Raw genomic sequence first — 16004 nt, 5'->3', positions numbered from 1 at the left:
ATCCTTCTTTACTTGATCCAAATAAATTAAAGGATATAAATGAAGAATTAAATTATCATAGTATTGATGCTAATCTTGCATGGGAGTTAAACTTACCTTTACCTGATAATTATGAGTTTGTATGGTTGCAAAAAGATAGTTGTGCTTCTATTGCAACAGTAACCTTTTTTAATTTTTTAGTAAAAAAATTTGACACTTTAGTATGGTCACCTGAATATAAACATTATTATTCTTTGATGAAATTAAAAACAGCATCTATTCACCAGAGTCATTATAGGCTTTTGTATTTACTTCCTTATAATATTAATTTAATTTTTGTAGCAAGAGATCCAATAAGTATAATCAAGCATGCTTTAAATCATGTTAGATTGAGTGAAGTTTATTATGGTGTAAAAGAGATTGATTTGTTAACTAATATTAATTCTTCTTTATTTCATAAACCTTATTATCATTATACTAAAAATCCTTATAAAATAGAAATTTCAGATATAGAGACAATTATATTAAATCATGGAGATTATTATTTTAATACCCACAAGAGACTTGAAATTTTAAAAAATAAAATTAAAAATATAGAATGTTTGGAATTTTCAGAACTTAACACTCAAAATGCTTTTAATACTTTTACAAGATTGGCTCATAAATATAATTTTACTCCACCTAGAGATCCTTTGATTTTTCAAGGAAGGGCAAATAGACATCAAGGAGATTTACTTGTTTTGCCTGTAAATTTATATATTGATAAAAATTGTAAAATTATTATTACAACTCATCAAATTCATAGCAATAAACAAGGTTTTATAGAGATTAGCAAAGAAATATTTGAAAATAGAAATTTAATGTTTGATAATCTTATATTACTTATTAAAGAGCACGATTATATATCTTTAAAAAATAATCAAGTATTATTTAAAAAATGTAAAAATTATCTTAATGATTATATAGATGCACTAGAAAAGCATGAAATAGATATTAAAAATAATCTTATTAATGAAAAGCAAATTTTAGAATATTTTAAAGACAAAAAAGATTTAAGAATTAAACTAAAAAAACTTTTAGATGATGATTTAGCTTATGTTAAAGAAAATCATCCAGAATATATAGAAAAATGGAAATACTATAAAGAATTTGAAAAGATGTGTGAAGAATTAGATGGGAAATAAAGTATAAAGTTTATACTTTATTTTAATTTAGCAAGAATAGCAAGTTTTAAATTCATAGGCTGTTGGTCGAGATTCTACTGGCCAAACTTGAGTTTTAAATTTTAAATGTTGATAAGCTTGTACAAAAGTATCGTTTATAACAGGTTTTAAATATTCATTATTTCTAATCAATGCTTCTAAACTTCCTCTTAAAGTATGCGGTAGTTGTTCTATACCTTTTTCGCGAATTTCATCTAAAGTAAGCTCAAAAAGATTTTCATCCATAGGACCAACAGGTATAGTTTTATTTTTAATGCCATCAAGTCCAGCCATAAGTAAGCTTACAAAAGCTAAATAAGGATTAGCTGTATTATCAGGAAATCTTATTTCAATTCTTGCGCTTTTTTTATCAATACCATAAGGAACACGACAACTCGCACTTCTATTTTGACAAGAATAAGTTAGTATGCAAGGTGCTTCAAAACCTGGAACAATCCTTTTATAAGAGTTGGAGCTTGCATTGGTAAAAGCTGCAACGCTTCTTGCATTTTTAAGAATTCCTCCTATATAGTAAATAGCTGTTTGGCTTAATTTCCCATAACCTTTCTCATCGTAAAATAAATTAACTCCATCTTTCCATAGACTCATATGCACATGCATTCCGCTTCCATTATCTCCATAAAGAGGTTTTGGCATGAAAGTTGCAGTTTTTCCATTTAAATGAGCTATCATCTTAACTATGTATTTGTAAATTTGGACATTATCAGCCGCTTCTACTAAAGTACTATAATAAACTCCAATCTCTGCTTGCCCTTGCGCTACTTCATGATGATGAACAAAAGTTTTAAGACCTACTTTTTCTAAGGTTTGGGCTATTTCAGAACGTATATCAACAAGAGAGTCTATAGGAGCAACAGGAAAATATCCTCCTTTATTTCTTGGCCTGTGTCCAGTGTTGTAATTGTCTGTGAATTCTTTATTGTCATTCCATTCTCCCTCTTCTGTGTCTACTTCATATTTAGAACAGTTTGGAGTATCTATGATTTTTACATTATCAAAAATAAAAAATTCATTTTCAGGACCAAAGTATGCCATATCCGCTATATTGCTATTTTTTAAATTATCCATAGCTTTTTTAGCAATACTTCTAGGGCATTTTTCATACATTTGATTTTTATAAATGTCATAAACATCGCAAAAAACTATAATAGTTTGATCGGCACTAAAAGGATCTAAAAAAGCACTTTGTGCATCAGGCATAAGTATCATATCTGATTTTTCTATAGGTTGCCAACCAAGAATTGAACTCCCATCAAATGGAATTCCTTGTTTAAAGGTTTCTTTATTTATAGAGTTAAAATTATAGGTAATATGATGCCAAGTGCCTATAAGATCACTGAATCTAAAATCAACAAAAATTACTTCATTATTTTTACAAAAATCAAAAAATTCTTCAACATTATTTACAAATTTTCCCATTGCTATTTACATTCCTATCATTAGTTTTTGATAGTAAAGATTGTATCATATTTTTTTAAATATAAATTATATTCTTTAGAAGTCGATATATTAATACTCGACTTAATAAAATATATTTGTTTTTTTTTTTTTTGAAATTTATTAAGTTTTTTTAAATATTTTTGGCTAATATTTCATTAATATTTTTATATTTTTTTAGGTTTAAAGGATAATAATGACTCAAGAAGAACTTGATGCTCTAATGGAAAGTACAGCTGAATTTGATGAAAACGCTGAAGAAGAACATGAATATAATAAAAATGAAATTCAAGAAAATTTAGAAGAGAATATTGGATATAGACCAGATCCTAAAGAAGGTTGGCCATTACCACCTCCAAGTAAAGAGCACAAGGTAGTTCATCAATTAGACGATGTAACAAGAGATAGCGAGGAAAGAGCTACAGAGATTATGGAGAAATTAGAAATTATTAATAATTTTTTTATAGATTCTGAAGGCTTAGTTAATGAATTAAAAAAAGTTCTAAATAAAAATATTGATATATTTTCTAAATTAAATGATAAATTCCCAAATGTTGAAAGCTTCTCAGAAGCTTTAAATTTAAACAAAAATACTATAAATAAAATTGGCAGTATTAATGATAATTTACAAAGCGGTCAGGATGAAGTGATGATGATAATGGATGTTATGCAGTATCAAGATATTCACCGTCAAAAAATTGAGCGTGTTATTAATGTTATGAGATCTTTGAGTCGTTATATGAACTCTCTATTTGAAGGGAAAATTGACGATCAAAAACGTGTAAGTTCTGCTGTACATATACAAGGAGATAATACTGCTGATGTTGTTAGTAATGATGATATAGAAGCATTAATAGCAACTTTAGGAAAAAAATGATTATACCTGAAATTGTTGCGCCAGCTGGCAATTTTACCAAACTAAAAATTGCTTTAGCTTATGGTGCTGATGCAATTTATGCAGGGGTTAATCATTTTTCTTTACGCTCGAGAGCAGCTAAAGATTTTAATTATGAAACTTTTAAACAAGCCATTGATTATACGCATTCTAAAGGTAAAAGAATTTATGTTACTTTAAATGGTTTTCATCTTAATTCTCAAATTGAAGGTTTAAAAAAGCATATATTAAAGCTAAAGGAAATGAATCCTGATGCTTTTATTATAGCATCACTTGGTGCTTTAAATTTAGCAAAAGAGCTTGCTCCTGAAATACCTTTGCATATTTCCACTCAAGCTAATGTATTAAACTATCTTGATGCTAAAGTTTATAAAAATATGGGAGCTAAACGTATTGTAATTGCAAGAGAACTTTCCTTAAAAGATGCTAAAATTATTCAAGAAAATTGTGATATTGAATTAGAAGCATTTGTGCATGGTTCTATGTGTTTTGCTTATTCTGGTCGCTGTTTAATTAGTTCTGTTCAAAGCGGAAGAATGAGTAATCGCGGAACTTGTGCTAATGATTGTAGATTTAATTATGAGCTTTATGCAAAAAATTCGGATAATGGAGCTTTGTTTCGTTTAGAAGAGGATCAAAATGGAACATATATTTTTAATTCTAAAGATTTGAATTTGGGTGCTTATATTCAAAAAATTATGAAAGAAAATTGCATTCAGGCTTTCAAAATAGAAGGTCGCACTAAAAGTGAGTATTATGTAGCTCTTACAACAAGAACTTATAAAATGGCAATACAAGATGTTTTAAACGATTGTTTTGATATTAAGAAATATGAGAAAGAGTTAAATACTTTAAAAAATCGTGGATTTACAGATGGTTATTTAGTTTCGCGCCCTTTTGAAAAACGAGATACACAAAATCATATTTCAAGCATTGAAGAAGGGACACATCAAGTATGCGCATTTACAGAAGATGGATCCTTTTTTAAATGTAAAGGTAAAATTTCATTAAAAACACCTTATGAAATTTTAAGTCCATTAGAAGCAAAAATACAAGAATGTGACAATGAATTAGGAACAATTTATAAAAAAGATGATAAATATTTTATTGAATTTAAAAAAATGATAGCAAAGAATAATAAAGAGTTTGAAGTGATTCATAGCGGAAATGAAAATGAGATTAAAATGCCAGTTTCTGTTCCACAATTTAGTTTTTTACGCAAGGAGCTTGTGTGAGTTTTGTAGCAATTTTGATGGGAAGTAAGAGTGATTATGAAATTGTAAAAGAAGCGGAAAAAATCTTAAAAAAATTTAATGTTTCTTATGAACTGATTATTACATCCGCTCATAGAAGCCCAACAAGAACAAAATTATATATAGAAGATGCTGAAAAAAGAGGAGCTAAAGTTTTTATTGCAGCAGCGGGTATGGCGGCTCATTTGGCAGGAGTTTGTGCAGCCCATACTATTAAGCCTGTATTAGCTATACCTATGCCAAATTCAAATTTAGCAAGTATGGATGCTTTATTTTCTTGTGTTCAAATGCCTAGTGGAATTCCTGTTGCCACATTAGCTATAGGTAAAGCAGGTGCTATTAATGCAGCTTACTTAGCTATACAAATTTTGGCCTTAGATAATATTGAGTTGAATAAATCTTTATTAGAAGATAGACAAGAACAGCAGGAAAAAATTATTAACGATTCAAAAGGAATTGAAGTTTTGTTACAATAAAGGAATAAAATGCAAACTTATCTAGAACTAAGCGAATTTTGTAAATTAGTTCATTTAAATGAAGATGTTGTTAAAGGCATGATGGCAAATGGATCTTTAAATTTCAAAGAAGAGAATGATAAAATATATATAGAGGCTAATCAAGGAACCTTTAGCGTAGTTCCAAGCACTGCATCGAAAAATTCTATGGTTAATTCCATAACTTTAGCAGGGGAAAGTTTTGTTGAAAAAACAATAGGAACTATTTTAAATTTACATGAAAAAGTTTTAGATGCCAAAGACGAGACTTTAGAAGCCTTAAAAAATGAAAATAAATTTTTAAAAGATGCTCTTTATTCTATGCAAGAACTTTATGATGCTGATAGAAAAACAATAGAGACTTTAAACACTGAGTTAAAGCATGCACGTGAAGAAGTGGAGTTTTTAAAACGCAAATATAAATTAATGTGGAGTAAAACAACTGAAATTTTTGGAGCAAAAACTGAACCTGATTTAGAGATGAATAAAGATAAAAATGAAAATAATAAATAAAAAATACTAAGAGAGTTAAAATGACTTTTTCGCAAATTATTTTAAATTTACAAAATTATTGGCAAAATCAAGGTTGTGCTATAATGCAGCCTTATGATATGCCAGCAGGTGCTGGAACTTTTCATCCTGCAACTTTTTTAAGAAGCTTAGGAAAGAAACCTTGGTCTGTAGCATATGTTGCGCCAAGTCGTCGCCCAACAGATGGACGATATGGAGAAAATCCTAATCGTTTAGGAGCTTATTATCAATTTCAAGTTTTAATAAAACCTAGTCCTGATAATATACAAGAATTGTATTTAAAGAGTTTAGAAAGTTTAGGATTTGACTTAAAAAATCATGATATACGTTTTGTTGAAGATAACTGGGAAAGTCCAAGTTTAGGTGCTTGGGGTTTAGGTTGGGAAGTATGGCTTGATGGCATGGAAGTAACTCAATTTACTTATTTTCAACAAGTTGGAGGAATAGTTGTAGATTTTGTAAGTGCTGAAATTACTTACGGATTAGAAAGAATTGCAATGTATATTCAAAATGTTGAAAATGTTTATGATATCGTTTGGAGTGAATTTGGCAATAAGGTTATTAAGTATGGAGATGTCCATAGGCAAAGCGAATATGAATTTAGTAAATATAATTTTGAATTAAGTGATGTAAATTTTTTAAATATACAATTTGAAAATGCTTGCAAGGAATGTAAAAACATATTAGAACAAGGCTTAGCTTTACCTGCTTATGATTATTGTATGTTAGCGGCACACACTTTTAATCTTTTAGACGCTAGAGGAGCAATTTCGGTAACTCAAAGACAAGATTATATGTTAAAAATTAGAGAACTTGCCAAGAATTGTGCTCAAATTTATAAGAAAAATTTAGATGAAGCTGAGTGAAATTTATTCTTTTTTAGACAGATTAAGTCCTTTTCAAAATCAGGCAAACTGGGATAATAGTGGTATTTTGCTTGGAGACTTGGATAATGAAATTGATACAATTTATACAAGCCTTGATATAGATGAAAATTTAATTAAAGAAGCGAGTGAAAATTCTTTATTTATTGTTCATCATCCATTAATTTTTAAACCCTTAAAAGAATTAACGGGAGAAAAGTATCCTAGGGCTTTTATTAAGGAAATGATAAAAAAGAATATATCTTTAATTGCTTTGCATACAAATTATGATTTAAGTCATTTAAATTCTTATTTTACAAAAGAAATTCTAGGTTTTAAGGAATTTAAACAAGAGCAATATTTAATTTATGTTGATGTTGATATAGATTTTAAAGATTTATGTCATCATGTAAAAAAGGCTTTAAATTTAGACACCCTTAGAATAAGTTTTTGTGGAAAACAAAAAATTAAAAGATTGGCTATTTGCACAGGTAGCGGAGGAGATTTAATACCTTTTGTAAATGCTGATTGTTTTATAAGTGGCGATTTTAAGTATCATCAAGCCTTGGAAGCTCTAAGCAATAAATTAAGTCTTATTGATATTGGACACTTTGAAAGTGAGTGTTATTTTGCACAAGCTTTAGCAAAAGATTTGCAAAATTTGTCTTTAAAGGTTATAATAAAAGTTTCAAAAAACCCATTCCAATTTTTTAAGGAAAATTAATGAATAAATATCTTGAACAACTTGTATCTTTATCAAAAATTGATCAGGAAATTGATAGTTTTGAGCCTAAAATTGAAAGTATCAATAAAAATTTAAAAGAAGTAGAAAATAAGATTGATAAAATAAATATACAATTAAATAATTACGACGATGAGATTAAAGATATTCAAAATCAAAAAAGTCAAAATAACACTCATATTTTAGAATTTTCTGCAAAAATTAAAGAATTCTCAAAAAAAAGTGCTATGGTTAAAACTGAAAAAGAAGCAAATGCGTTAAAAATAGAAGAAGATATAGCTAAAGAGCAACTTGATGCAGCTAATGATGAAATAATCCGTTTAGATAAAATTTTAGAAAATAAAGAAAGTTATAAAAAAGAACTTTTTACAGAAAAAGAAGATTTAGAAAAACAATTAGAACAAATTAAATTGGAAGTTCAAGAACAAATGAAAGTTTTAGAAAAAGATAGAATGAATGTTTATGATAAAAAAACAAAATTAGTTGAAGAAATGAACCAAAAAGTTTTAGGTTTTTATGAGAAAATTCGCAAATGGGCCAAGAATACAGCTGTAGTTCCTGTAAAAAAACAAGCTTGCTATGGTTGTTTTATGAGAATTTATGATAAAACTTATCTTTCGATTATAAAAGGAGAAGAGATTGTAACTTGCCCTCATTGCGGTAGAATTCTTTATAAAGAATCTCAAGAAAATTGATTATTTTTTATTATTTATTAACTTGGATAGTTTATATTTTATTAGCTATCCCTTTGTTTTTTCTTTCATTTTTAAAAGTAAAATATAAACATAGCTTAAAAGCAAGATTTTTTTTATACAAAAATTTAGTTCAAAATATAAGAGATGTCCATTTTCACGCTTGTTCCTTGGGAGAAGTAAAGAGTATTAAAGATCTTGCATTTCTTTTTGATTCTAGAATTACTACAATTACTCAAACTGGCTATGAAGAGGCAAAGAAATTTTGCAAATCAGTCAACTATCTTGTTTTTGAAAATTTTATTCCTTTTTGGCTTAAACCATGTAAAGTGTTAGTGATATTTGAAGCAGAATATTGGTTAATTTTGATTTTAATATCCAAATTAAAAGGTGCAAAAATTATTCTTATTAATGCAAGAATTTCAGATAAATCATATAAAAATTATAAAAGATTTTCATTTTTTTATAAAAAAATTTTTTCTTATATTGATGAAATTTTTGCTCAAAGCAAAGAAGATCAAAAAAAACTTGTTGATTTAGGGGCTAAAAATATAAAAATTGCAGGTAATATTAAAATCAATTCAAAAATACAGATAAATAAAAATTATGAAAAATTAGATCAAAGATTAATTATTTTTGCAAATACTCATAAGGGAGAAGAGCGTTTATTATTGGAAAATTTTATGTTAAGGAAAAATGAAAAATTAATTATAGCTCCTCGTCACCCCGAACGTTTTGAAGAGGTCACTAATTTGCTTAAAGCCAAGAAATTGGATTTTGTAAAATTTAGTTCTTTAAATTTATCATCTTCATCTTTTAAGAATGAGCTTAAAAGTTCTATTTTGTTATTAGATAGCATAGGAGAGCTTGTTAATTTTTATGCTATTTCCGATGTTGTTGTACTTGGAGGATCTTTTATAGAAGGTATCGGAGGACACAATCCTATAGAGGCAGCCTCTTTTAATAATATTTTAATTTCAGGAATTTATTTTCATAATCAAAAAAAACTATATGAGGCTGTTGAAAATATTTATTTGTGTAGCGACATAAATGAATTAGATGATAAGATTCATAAACTTCACAAAAAAGCCAAAATAAACCAAAAAAGTAATTTAAACATTATTATAGAAAGCATAAAAGAGGGTATTAATGCAAGAAAAAGCTTATAAATTATTAGCGTTACAAGAAGGAATTTCAAATCATCAAGCTAAAGATTTGATTGATAGGGGTTGTGTATTTTTTCAAGGTAAAAAACTTGTCTTAGCAAGAACTTTACTGCATAATAAAGCTAAATTTGTTATTAAAAAAATACAAAATCCTTATATCATTTTTGAAGATAATAATATTTTGGCTATTTATAAACCTCATTCTTTTATCAGTGAAAATTTAGAAAGAGATTTTAATGCAAAGCTTTTGAATCGTTTAGATAAAGAAACAAGTGGAGTAATTTTGCTTTGTAAAAATGAAGAATTTAGAGCTTTGTGTATTAAAGAGTTTAAGCAACAAAAAGTTTATAAAAGTTATATAGCACTGCTTGATGGAATCGTTGCTGAAGAGATTTGCATAAATGAGCCTATCTTAACTTTAAAAAATAAAAAAGGTGCATATAGCAAAATATCAAAACAAGGATTGCAAGCTCATACAAAAATTACTCCACTTATGATCCAGGGCAAAAAAACTTTAGCACATATTGTTATTTCAACTGGCAGAACACATCAAATAAGAGTACATACTCACTTTATAAAACATGGTATTATTGGAGATGAAAAATATGCTAAGATTCCAAGCAATAGAATGTATCTTCAAAGTTATGAAATAAAAATATTAGATTATGTTTTTAAGGCAAAAATTGATCAGGATTTTAATCAGTTCGGTTTTGATTTAAAAAATTTAGTTTTTTAAAGGTATTTAAGGAAAAATTTTTTATAATGCAAATTTTAATTTCTTAAAATATAAAATTTTCGAAAGGTATTTAAGTGTTTGAATTAATTAGCGATTCTTTTAAATCAGCTATTAATAAAATTCGTTTTATTGATGATGAAAAAGCCCTTAAAAATGCTTTAGAGACTTTAAAGAAATCTCTTTTAAAGGCTGATGTACATCATAAAGTTACAAAAGAACTTTTATACTTAATAGAAGAAGATGTTAAGAAAAATGGAATAGGTCAAAAACAGTTTTTAAATGCAATAAAAACTAATTTAGAAAATATCTTAAATGTTCCAAACAAGACTCAGGGTTTTGTTTTTAGTTCTAAACCTCCTACAGTTGTATTAATGACTGGCTTACAAGGTGGTGGTAAAACTACTAGCACAATAAAACTAGCTCATTATCTTAAACTAAGAAATAAAAAAGTTTTAGTGGCGGCGTGTGATTTGCAAAGATTAGCCGCTGTGGAGCAATTACGTCAGCTTTGTGAAGCTAATGAAATCGAATTATTTTATATAGAAAATGAGAAAAATCCTTTAAATGTTGCCAAAAATGCTTTAAATAAAGCTAAAGAATTAATGGTTGATGTTTTATTGGTTGATACAGCTGGGCGTTTGGCTATAGATGAAGTTTTAATGCAAGAACTTAAGGAAATGAAAAATATTCTAAATCCTGATGAAATTTTTTATATAGCAGATGCTATGAGCGGTCAAGATGGAGTAAAAACAGCAACAAGTTTTAATGAGGCTTTAGAACTTAGTGGAGTTATACTTTCTAAATTTGATGCAGATACAAAAGGCGGTGTTGCTTTAAGCATTGCAAAGCAAGTTGGAATTCCCTTAAGATTTATAGGGGTTGGAGAGAAAGTAGCTGATTTGGAAATTTTTATTCCAGATAGAATAGTTAGTCGTATTATGGGCGAAGGAGATTTGGCTACTTTGGCCGAGAAAACAGCTGCTATTATTGATGAAAAAGAAGCTAAGAAATTAGGTCAAAAGATTAAAAAAGGGGAATTTAATTTTAATGATTTTTTAGAACAAATGGAAAGTGTTAAAAAATTAGGTAGCATTAAATCTATCATTGGTATGATACCTGGCCTTTCGAACTTGGGTTCACAAATAAAAGATCTTGATTTAGATAACTCTAAGGAGATTATTCATATTAAAGCTATGATATCGTCAATGACACCAAAAGAAAGAGAAAACCCTTCTCTTTTAAATAATGCACGAAAACGTCGCATAGCAGAAGGTTCGGGCCTATCTCAGATTCAAGTAAATAGGTTTTTAAAGCAATTTTCTAATGCTGCAAAATTAGCTAAAAAATTTTCTGGAAAAAAAGGTATGGATAGTTTAATGCAAATGATGTCTCAATCAAGAAAACAATTTTAAAAATTTATTTAAAAATATGAACAATATTTTTAAATAAATTTTTAGAAATTTAAGGAGAAATAATGACAGTTATTAGACTTACAAGAATGGGAAGAGTTAAAAGACCTTTTTATCGTATAGTGGTTACTGATAGTAGAAAACGCAGAGATGGTGGCTGGATAGAAAGCATAGGTTATTATAATCCTATGGTAAATCCTGAAGTTATTAAATTTGATAAAGAGCGTTTAGAGTATTGGAAAGGTGTAGGTGCAAAGTTGAGTGATAAGGTTGCTTCTATCACAAGCAAATAAAAATGATAGAAGATTTTTTAAAAGAATATGCAAAATTAATTGTAGAATTTCCAGATAAAATTCAAGTTCAAAAAATAAATTTAGAAGATAATATTATAGAACTTATTATCTTTGTCGATAAAGTTGATACTGGAAAATTGATTGGCAAGAATGGTAAAATGATTAATGCCATTAAAACAGTTGTTTCTGCTTATAAAGTAAAAGATTTAACTTCTTATCGTGTAACGGTTAAACCAATTGACTGAAAAAACATTAATTCAGGTTGCAAAACTTGGTAGAACGGTTGGGTTGAGGGGTTATATAAAGCTTTATAATTTGAGTGATTTTCCTTCTCAATTTAAAAAAGGCAATTCTTTTTACATTAGCAAAGAAGAAATTATAACAATTAAAGATTTTAATCGTTATAATTCTACTGTTTTATTTGTGGATTATGAAGATCTAAATAAAGCAAAAAAATTAACAAATCTTATTTTATATCAAAGCATAGAGCAAACTAGAAAATGTTGCAAATTAAAAAAAGATGAATTTTTTTATTTTGATATTTTAGAATGTGAAGTTTATGATGATAAACAAAAGCTTGGAAAAGTTTGTGATATTGTTAAAACTGGATCTTCTTATTTATTAGAGATCCAAACAGATGAAGAACTTTTAAGAAAAAAATATTCTAAAATATTTTATATACCTTATATTGATAAATATGTTCAAAAAGTTGATATTAACAAGCATCAAATTTTTTGTTCTAATGAAGCAGTTTTAATTTTAGAAAACTCATGAATTTTAGCTTTGTTAGTTTGTTTCCTCATTTATTGGAGTTTTATTTTAAAGACTCTATACTTTTTAGAGCCTTGGAAAAGAAAATTATAAATATTAAATTTTATAATCCTAGAGATTTTACTTCTGATATTTATAGAAAAGTTGATAATTATAAAATAGGTGGTGGAGCTGGGCTTTTAATGCAAATTGAGCCATTATTTAAAACTTTAACTTTTATTAAACAACAAGATGAAAAATCTCATTTTATTTTTCTTTCTCCTAGCGGAAAAACTTTTAATCAAAAAGACGCTAAACGTTTAAGCGAAAAAGAGCATCTTGTTTTTATTTGTGGAAGATATGAAGGTATAGACGAAAGAGTGTTTGAAATTTTTGCTAATGAAATTTTTAGCATAGGAGATTTTATTTTAACAGGAGGAGAATTACCAGCTTTAACTCTTTGTGATGCAATTTCAAGAAATATTAAAGGAGTTTTGGGAAATTTTAAAAGTTTAGAAGAGGAAAGTTTTGAAGTTGATTTATTAGAAGCTCCTGCTTTTGCAAAACCTTTTATATTTGAAGATAGGTATCATAAAAAAAATAGCACTCCTTCAGTGTTTTTAAAGGGTAATCATGCTAAAATTTCCGATTTAAAAAATACTTTGGCGTCTTGTAAAACAAAATTTTTTCGTCCAGATTTGTTTTTAGAACATGAGCGCAAAAAATAAGGAATTATTATGAAAAATAAATATATTGAGCAATTTGAAACTAAGCAAATTGAGGGTAAAAATGTTCCAGATTTTCGTGCTGGGGATACACTAAAACTAGCAATTCGCATTAAAGAAGGAGATAAAACAAGAATTCAAAATTTTGAGGGTATTTGCATTGCTAGAAGGGGTAATGGTGTTGATGAAACTTTTATTATTCGTAAGATAGGTGCTAATAATGTAGGGGTTGAAAGAATTTTCCCTATTTATAGTGATAGTTTAGAAAGTATTTCTGTTTTAAGAAAAGGTCGTGTGCGTCGTGCTAGACTTTTTTATTTAAGAGATAGACGTGGTAAAGCTGCTCGTATTAAAGAGCTTAAAAAATAATTTAATTATAACTAAAATTTTACTCCTTGAATTGATATAAATTTAATAAAATTTAATTTAATAAATTTTATTATTTAATTATAATTACTAATATTATATTATGATAATCCATAATATAATAACAAGGAGAAATTATGTTTTTTATTAGAAAAATTTTAATTATTTTAATTAGTATGCCTGTGTTATTGAGTGCAACAGAGTATCAGCTAAGCACTCATATTTTGGATATTACTTCTGGAGAACCTGCTTCTAAAGTGAGAGTTGAACTTTATTATTTAGATAAAAATCAACATTGGAAAAAAATAAGTGAAAAATTTACTAAGTTAAATGGTAGGATAGAAGATTTGATTCCTTATGAAAAACCTGAAAATAGAGCTTCTGGAATTTATAAACTTAAATTTTATACTAAAGATTATTATAGATTACATAATATTAACTCTTTTTATCCTTTTATAGAGGTAAGTTTTGAAATTTCAAAAGAACAAAAGCATTACCACGTTCCCATAACTCTTTCTCCATTTGGTTATTCGACTTATAGAGGAAATTAATAATTGAATGAATTGGAGTAAAAGTTCTTGGAGAAATTATCCCATAAAACAGCAACCAATCTATCCAAATCAATATCATTTGAATCAGATTTTAAATAAATTAGAAAAATTTCCTCCATTGGTTTTTATAGAGGAAATTAAAAATCTTCAAAATGCTTTGATAAAAGTTTCTAGAGGAGAAGCTTTTTTACTTCAAGGAGGTGATTGTGTTGAAAGTTTTGAAAATTTTAACTTTCTAGATATTTGTAATATGTTTAAAATTTTACTTCAAATGTCTATGATTTTAACTTTTTCAGGAAATTTTCCCGTGATAAAAGTTGGTCGTATAGCTGGGCAATTTGCTAAACCAAGAAGTTCTGAATTTGAAGAGTATCAAGGGGAGATATTGCCAAGTTTTCGTGGCGATATTATAAATGGTTTTGGATTTAGTAAAAATGAAAGAATTCCAGATCCTGATAGAATTCTTAAGGCGTATTATCAAAGTTTAACAACTTTAAAATTAATACGAAATTGTTCTAAAGAAAAATTATTAGATTTAAATGGGGTTTTGGAATTTATTGAAAAAAATAATCTTAACAATGAATATATAAGTGAAAAAGATTCTCAATTTTTAAGCGCTCAAAAAAATTACGAAACGATTATTGATGCGTTTTACACCTCACATGAAGCTTTGCTTTTGCCTTATGAAGAGGCTTTAACTCGTGTTGATGATTTAAGTGGACAATTTTACAATCATTCAGCTCATATGCTTTGGATTGGAGAAAGAACAAGAGATATTCATGAGGCTCATGTTCATTTTTTAAGTGGAATTAAAAATCCAATAGCGGTTAAAATAGGTCCAAATGTTCAAATTGATGATTTGCTTCAAATTACACAGATTTTAAATCCCAACAATGAAGAAGGACGATTGACTTTTATTATGAGAATGGGTGCTGATCAAATTGATAAAATTTTGCCAAATATTTTTAGAAAACTTAAACAAGAAGGTTTAAATTTAATTTATAGCATTGATCCGATGCACGGAAATACTATAAAAGTTAATGATTTAAAGACGCGCGAATTTAAAAAAATTGCAAAAGAAGTTCAGTCTTTTTTCGAAATTGCTTATTCAGAAGGAGTTTATCCGGGTGGAATACATCTTGAAATGACTGGTAAAAAAGTTACAGAATGCATTGGAGGTATAAGCAATATTACAGAGCGTAATTTAAAAGAGTATTATGAAAGTAAATGTGATCCAAGATTGAACGTTGAACAAGCATTAGAATTAGCACTTCTGGTAGCAAATTTAATCAAAAAGGTGAAAATATGATAAATTTATATGGAATTAAAAATTGCAATAGCGTTAAAAAAGCTATGGATTTCCTTGTGCAAAAGCAACTTGATTTTGCTTTTAAGGATATTAAAAAAATAGATAATGATATTTTAAATTCATGGGTTAAAAAAAGAAATCTAAAGGAATTTATCAATCTTTCTGGTATGAGTGCTAGAAAAATTAATCTTAATAAAGAAATGCTTCAAACTTTAAGTGATGAAGAGTTATTTAAATTAGTTTTATTAAATCCAAGTTTAATTAAAAGACCGGTTATAGAAATTAATAATAAAATTCTTATAGGAAAAGATTATGAGAAAATTGAATAAATAATTATTGAAATTCTGTTAGTGGATATATGATTTAAATATTAAATTTAATATTTTTATAATCTGATTTATTTAGAATATTAAAAAATAATCAATCAATAATATTAATTTTAATAAAAATTATAAAAATTTATCTCATTTAATCTCCCCTTAAGCTTATTAGGAATATAATCTCATTTCTTTTTTACATTTTACAAAAAAGCCTTAAAAGCATTTTTTAAAATAATAAAATAGTTGTATTAAATAATACTTTGATAAAAA

General features: G+C 27.2%; 20 protein-coding genes. 19 read left to right on the top strand and 1 reads right to left on the bottom strand.

Going from position 1 to position 16004, the window contains the following annotated elements; translation table 11 throughout:
• Positions 1–1163, top strand: a 1163-nt coding sequence (locus DU473_RS07830) for a DUF2972 domain-containing protein (protein WP_131186942.1), incomplete at its 5' end; no start/stop codon positions are given.
• 27 nt (positions 1164–1190) lie between these two features.
• On the opposite strand, the gene glnA is transcribed toward DU473_RS07830, so the two are convergent.
• Positions 1191–2621: a type I glutamate--ammonia ligase gene (glnA, locus tag DU473_RS07825; RefSeq protein WP_131165976.1), complete on the bottom strand. Its 1431-nt coding sequence runs from the start codon at positions 2619–2621 to the stop codon at positions 1191–1193.
• 214 nt (positions 2622–2835) lie between these two features.
• Between glnA and DU473_RS07820 the strand changes: the two genes are divergently transcribed.
• The 18 genes from DU473_RS07820 to DU473_RS07735 all read left to right on the top strand — a co-directional run bounded on the left by DU473_RS07820 (position 2836) and on the right by DU473_RS07735 (position 15743).
• Positions 2836–3516: a chemotaxis protein gene (locus DU473_RS07820; RefSeq protein ID WP_131166320.1), complete on the top strand. Its 681-nt coding sequence runs from the start codon at positions 2836–2838 to the stop codon at positions 3514–3516.
• Positions 3513–4769 carry a peptidase U32 family protein gene (locus tag DU473_RS07815; protein ID WP_131166319.1) on the top strand — a complete coding sequence of 419 codons (1257 nt, stop codon included), beginning with the start codon at positions 3513–3515 and terminating at the stop codon, positions 4767–4769. Before DU473_RS07820 ends, DU473_RS07815 begins: the two co-directional genes overlap by 4 nt.
• The gene (gene purE / locus DU473_RS07810) at positions 4766–5263 is read left to right on the top strand and encodes a 5-(carboxyamino)imidazole ribonucleotide mutase (RefSeq protein WP_131166318.1); all 498 of its coding nucleotides are present in this window, start codon (positions 4766–4768) and stop codon (positions 5261–5263) included. The genes DU473_RS07815 and purE overlap by 4 nt, the downstream gene beginning before the upstream one ends.
• Before the next feature lie 9 nt (positions 5264–5272).
• Positions 5273–5794: a DUF3972 domain-containing protein gene (locus DU473_RS07805; RefSeq protein ID WP_131166317.1), complete on the top strand. Its 522-nt coding sequence runs from the start codon at positions 5273–5275 to the stop codon at positions 5792–5794.
• Between the two features lie 20 nt (positions 5795–5814).
• On the top strand, positions 5815–6678 hold the full coding sequence (glyQ, locus tag DU473_RS07800) for a glycine--tRNA ligase subunit alpha (RefSeq protein ID WP_131166316.1): 864 nt from the start codon (positions 5815–5817) through the stop codon (positions 6676–6678).
• Positions 6665–7399, top strand: a complete 735-nt coding sequence (locus DU473_RS07795; protein ID WP_131186941.1) for a Nif3-like dinuclear metal center hexameric protein — start codon at positions 6665–6667, stop codon at positions 7397–7399. The genes glyQ and DU473_RS07795 overlap by 14 nt, the downstream gene beginning before the upstream one ends.
• The gene (locus DU473_RS07790) at positions 7399–8112 is read left to right on the top strand and encodes a zinc ribbon domain-containing protein (protein ID WP_131186940.1); all 714 of its coding nucleotides are present in this window, start codon (positions 7399–7401) and stop codon (positions 8110–8112) included. Before DU473_RS07795 ends, DU473_RS07790 begins: the two co-directional genes overlap by 1 nt.
• Positions 8109–9278, top strand: a complete 1170-nt coding sequence (gene waaA, locus DU473_RS07785; RefSeq protein WP_131186939.1) for a lipid IV(A) 3-deoxy-D-manno-octulosonic acid transferase — start codon at positions 8109–8111, stop codon at positions 9276–9278. The genes DU473_RS07790 and waaA overlap by 4 nt, the downstream gene beginning before the upstream one ends.
• Positions 9259–10011, top strand: a complete 753-nt coding sequence (locus DU473_RS07780) for a pseudouridine synthase family protein (RefSeq protein WP_131186938.1) — start codon at positions 9259–9261, stop codon at positions 10009–10011. Before waaA ends, DU473_RS07780 begins: the two co-directional genes overlap by 20 nt.
• Positions 10012–10085: 74 nt before the next feature.
• Positions 10086–11423, top strand: a complete 1338-nt coding sequence (ffh, locus tag DU473_RS07775; protein ID WP_131186937.1) for a signal recognition particle protein — start codon at positions 10086–10088, stop codon at positions 11421–11423.
• A gap of 62 nt (positions 11424–11485) precedes the next feature.
• Positions 11486–11713, top strand: a complete 228-nt coding sequence (rpsP, locus tag DU473_RS07770) for a 30S ribosomal protein S16 (protein ID WP_131166310.1) — start codon at positions 11486–11488, stop codon at positions 11711–11713.
• Between the two features lie 2 nt (positions 11714–11715).
• Entirely contained in the window at positions 11716–11958 is a 243-nt protein-coding gene (locus DU473_RS07765) for a KH domain-containing protein (protein ID WP_131166309.1), read from the top strand.
• Complete coding sequence (gene rimM / locus DU473_RS07760) at positions 11951–12487, top strand: ribosome maturation factor RimM (RefSeq protein WP_131166308.1); 537 nt, start codon at positions 11951–11953, stop codon at positions 12485–12487. Before DU473_RS07765 ends, rimM begins: the two co-directional genes overlap by 8 nt.
• Entirely contained in the window at positions 12484–13191 is a 708-nt protein-coding gene (gene trmD / locus DU473_RS07755; RefSeq protein ID WP_131166307.1) for a tRNA (guanosine(37)-N1)-methyltransferase TrmD, read from the top strand. Before rimM ends, trmD begins: the two co-directional genes overlap by 4 nt.
• Before the next feature lie 9 nt (positions 13192–13200).
• Positions 13201–13557, top strand: a complete 357-nt coding sequence (gene rplS / locus DU473_RS07750; RefSeq protein WP_131166306.1) for a 50S ribosomal protein L19 — start codon at positions 13201–13203, stop codon at positions 13555–13557.
• Between the two features lie 134 nt (positions 13558–13691).
• The gene (gene uraH / locus DU473_RS07745) at positions 13692–14105 is read left to right on the top strand and encodes a hydroxyisourate hydrolase (protein ID WP_131166305.1); all 414 of its coding nucleotides are present in this window, start codon (positions 13692–13694) and stop codon (positions 14103–14105) included.
• A gap of 7 nt (positions 14106–14112) precedes the next feature.
• Positions 14113–15414: a 3-deoxy-7-phosphoheptulonate synthase class II gene (locus DU473_RS07740; protein WP_131166304.1), complete on the top strand. Its 1302-nt coding sequence runs from the start codon at positions 14113–14115 to the stop codon at positions 15412–15414.
• Positions 15414–15743, top strand: a complete 330-nt coding sequence (locus DU473_RS07735) for an arsenate reductase family protein (RefSeq protein ID WP_131166321.1) — start codon at positions 15414–15416, stop codon at positions 15741–15743. The genes DU473_RS07740 and DU473_RS07735 overlap by 1 nt, the downstream gene beginning before the upstream one ends.
• The last annotated feature ends 261 nt before the right edge of the window (positions 15744–16004 follow it).

Source organism: Campylobacter novaezeelandiae, from assembly GCF_004323845.1.
Classification (GTDB): Bacteria; Campylobacterota; Campylobacteria; order Campylobacterales; family Campylobacteraceae; genus Campylobacter_D; species Campylobacter_D novaezeelandiae.
Note: the sequence above shows the minus strand (reverse complement) of the source record. Positions and strands in the feature narration are given on the sequence as shown.

Excerpts from the sequence above, each read along its gene's own strand:
- rpsP (WP_131166310.1), top strand. The coding sequence starts at position 11,486 with ATGACAGTTATTAGACTTACAAGAATGGGAAGAGTTAAAAGACCTTTT.
- DU473_RS07805 (WP_131166317.1), top strand. The coding sequence starts at position 5,273 with ATGCAAACTTATCTAGAACTAAGCGAATTTTGTAAATTAGTTCATTTA.
- DU473_RS07820 (WP_131166320.1), top strand. The coding sequence starts at position 2,836 with ATGACTCAAGAAGAACTTGATGCTCTAATGGAAAGTACAGCTGAATTT.
- DU473_RS07740 (WP_131166304.1), top strand. The coding sequence starts at position 14,113 with ATGAATTGGAGTAAAAGTTCTTGGAGAAATTATCCCATAAAACAGCAA.
- uraH (WP_131166305.1), top strand. The coding sequence starts at position 13,692 with ATGTTTTTTATTAGAAAAATTTTAATTATTTTAATTAGTATGCCTGTG.
- DU473_RS07815 (WP_131166319.1), top strand. The coding sequence starts at position 3,513 with ATGATTATACCTGAAATTGTTGCGCCAGCTGGCAATTTTACCAAACTA.
- trmD (WP_131166307.1), top strand. The coding sequence starts at position 12,484 with ATGAATTTTAGCTTTGTTAGTTTGTTTCCTCATTTATTGGAGTTTTAT.
- rplS (WP_131166306.1), top strand. The coding sequence starts at position 13,201 with ATGAAAAATAAATATATTGAGCAATTTGAAACTAAGCAAATTGAGGGT.
- DU473_RS07790 (WP_131186940.1), top strand. The coding sequence starts at position 7,399 with ATGAATAAATATCTTGAACAACTTGTATCTTTATCAAAAATTGATCAG.
- DU473_RS07780 (WP_131186938.1), top strand. The coding sequence starts at position 9,259 with ATGCAAGAAAAAGCTTATAAATTATTAGCGTTACAAGAAGGAATTTCA.
- DU473_RS07795 (WP_131186941.1), top strand. The coding sequence starts at position 6,665 with ATGAAGCTGAGTGAAATTTATTCTTTTTTAGACAGATTAAGTCCTTTT.
- DU473_RS07765 (WP_131166309.1), top strand. The coding sequence starts at position 11,716 with ATGATAGAAGATTTTTTAAAAGAATATGCAAAATTAATTGTAGAATTT.
- glyQ (WP_131166316.1), top strand. The coding sequence starts at position 5,815 with ATGACTTTTTCGCAAATTATTTTAAATTTACAAAATTATTGGCAAAAT.
- glnA (WP_131165976.1), bottom strand. The coding sequence starts at position 2,621 with ATGGGAAAATTTGTAAATAATGTTGAAGAATTTTTTGATTTTTGTAAA.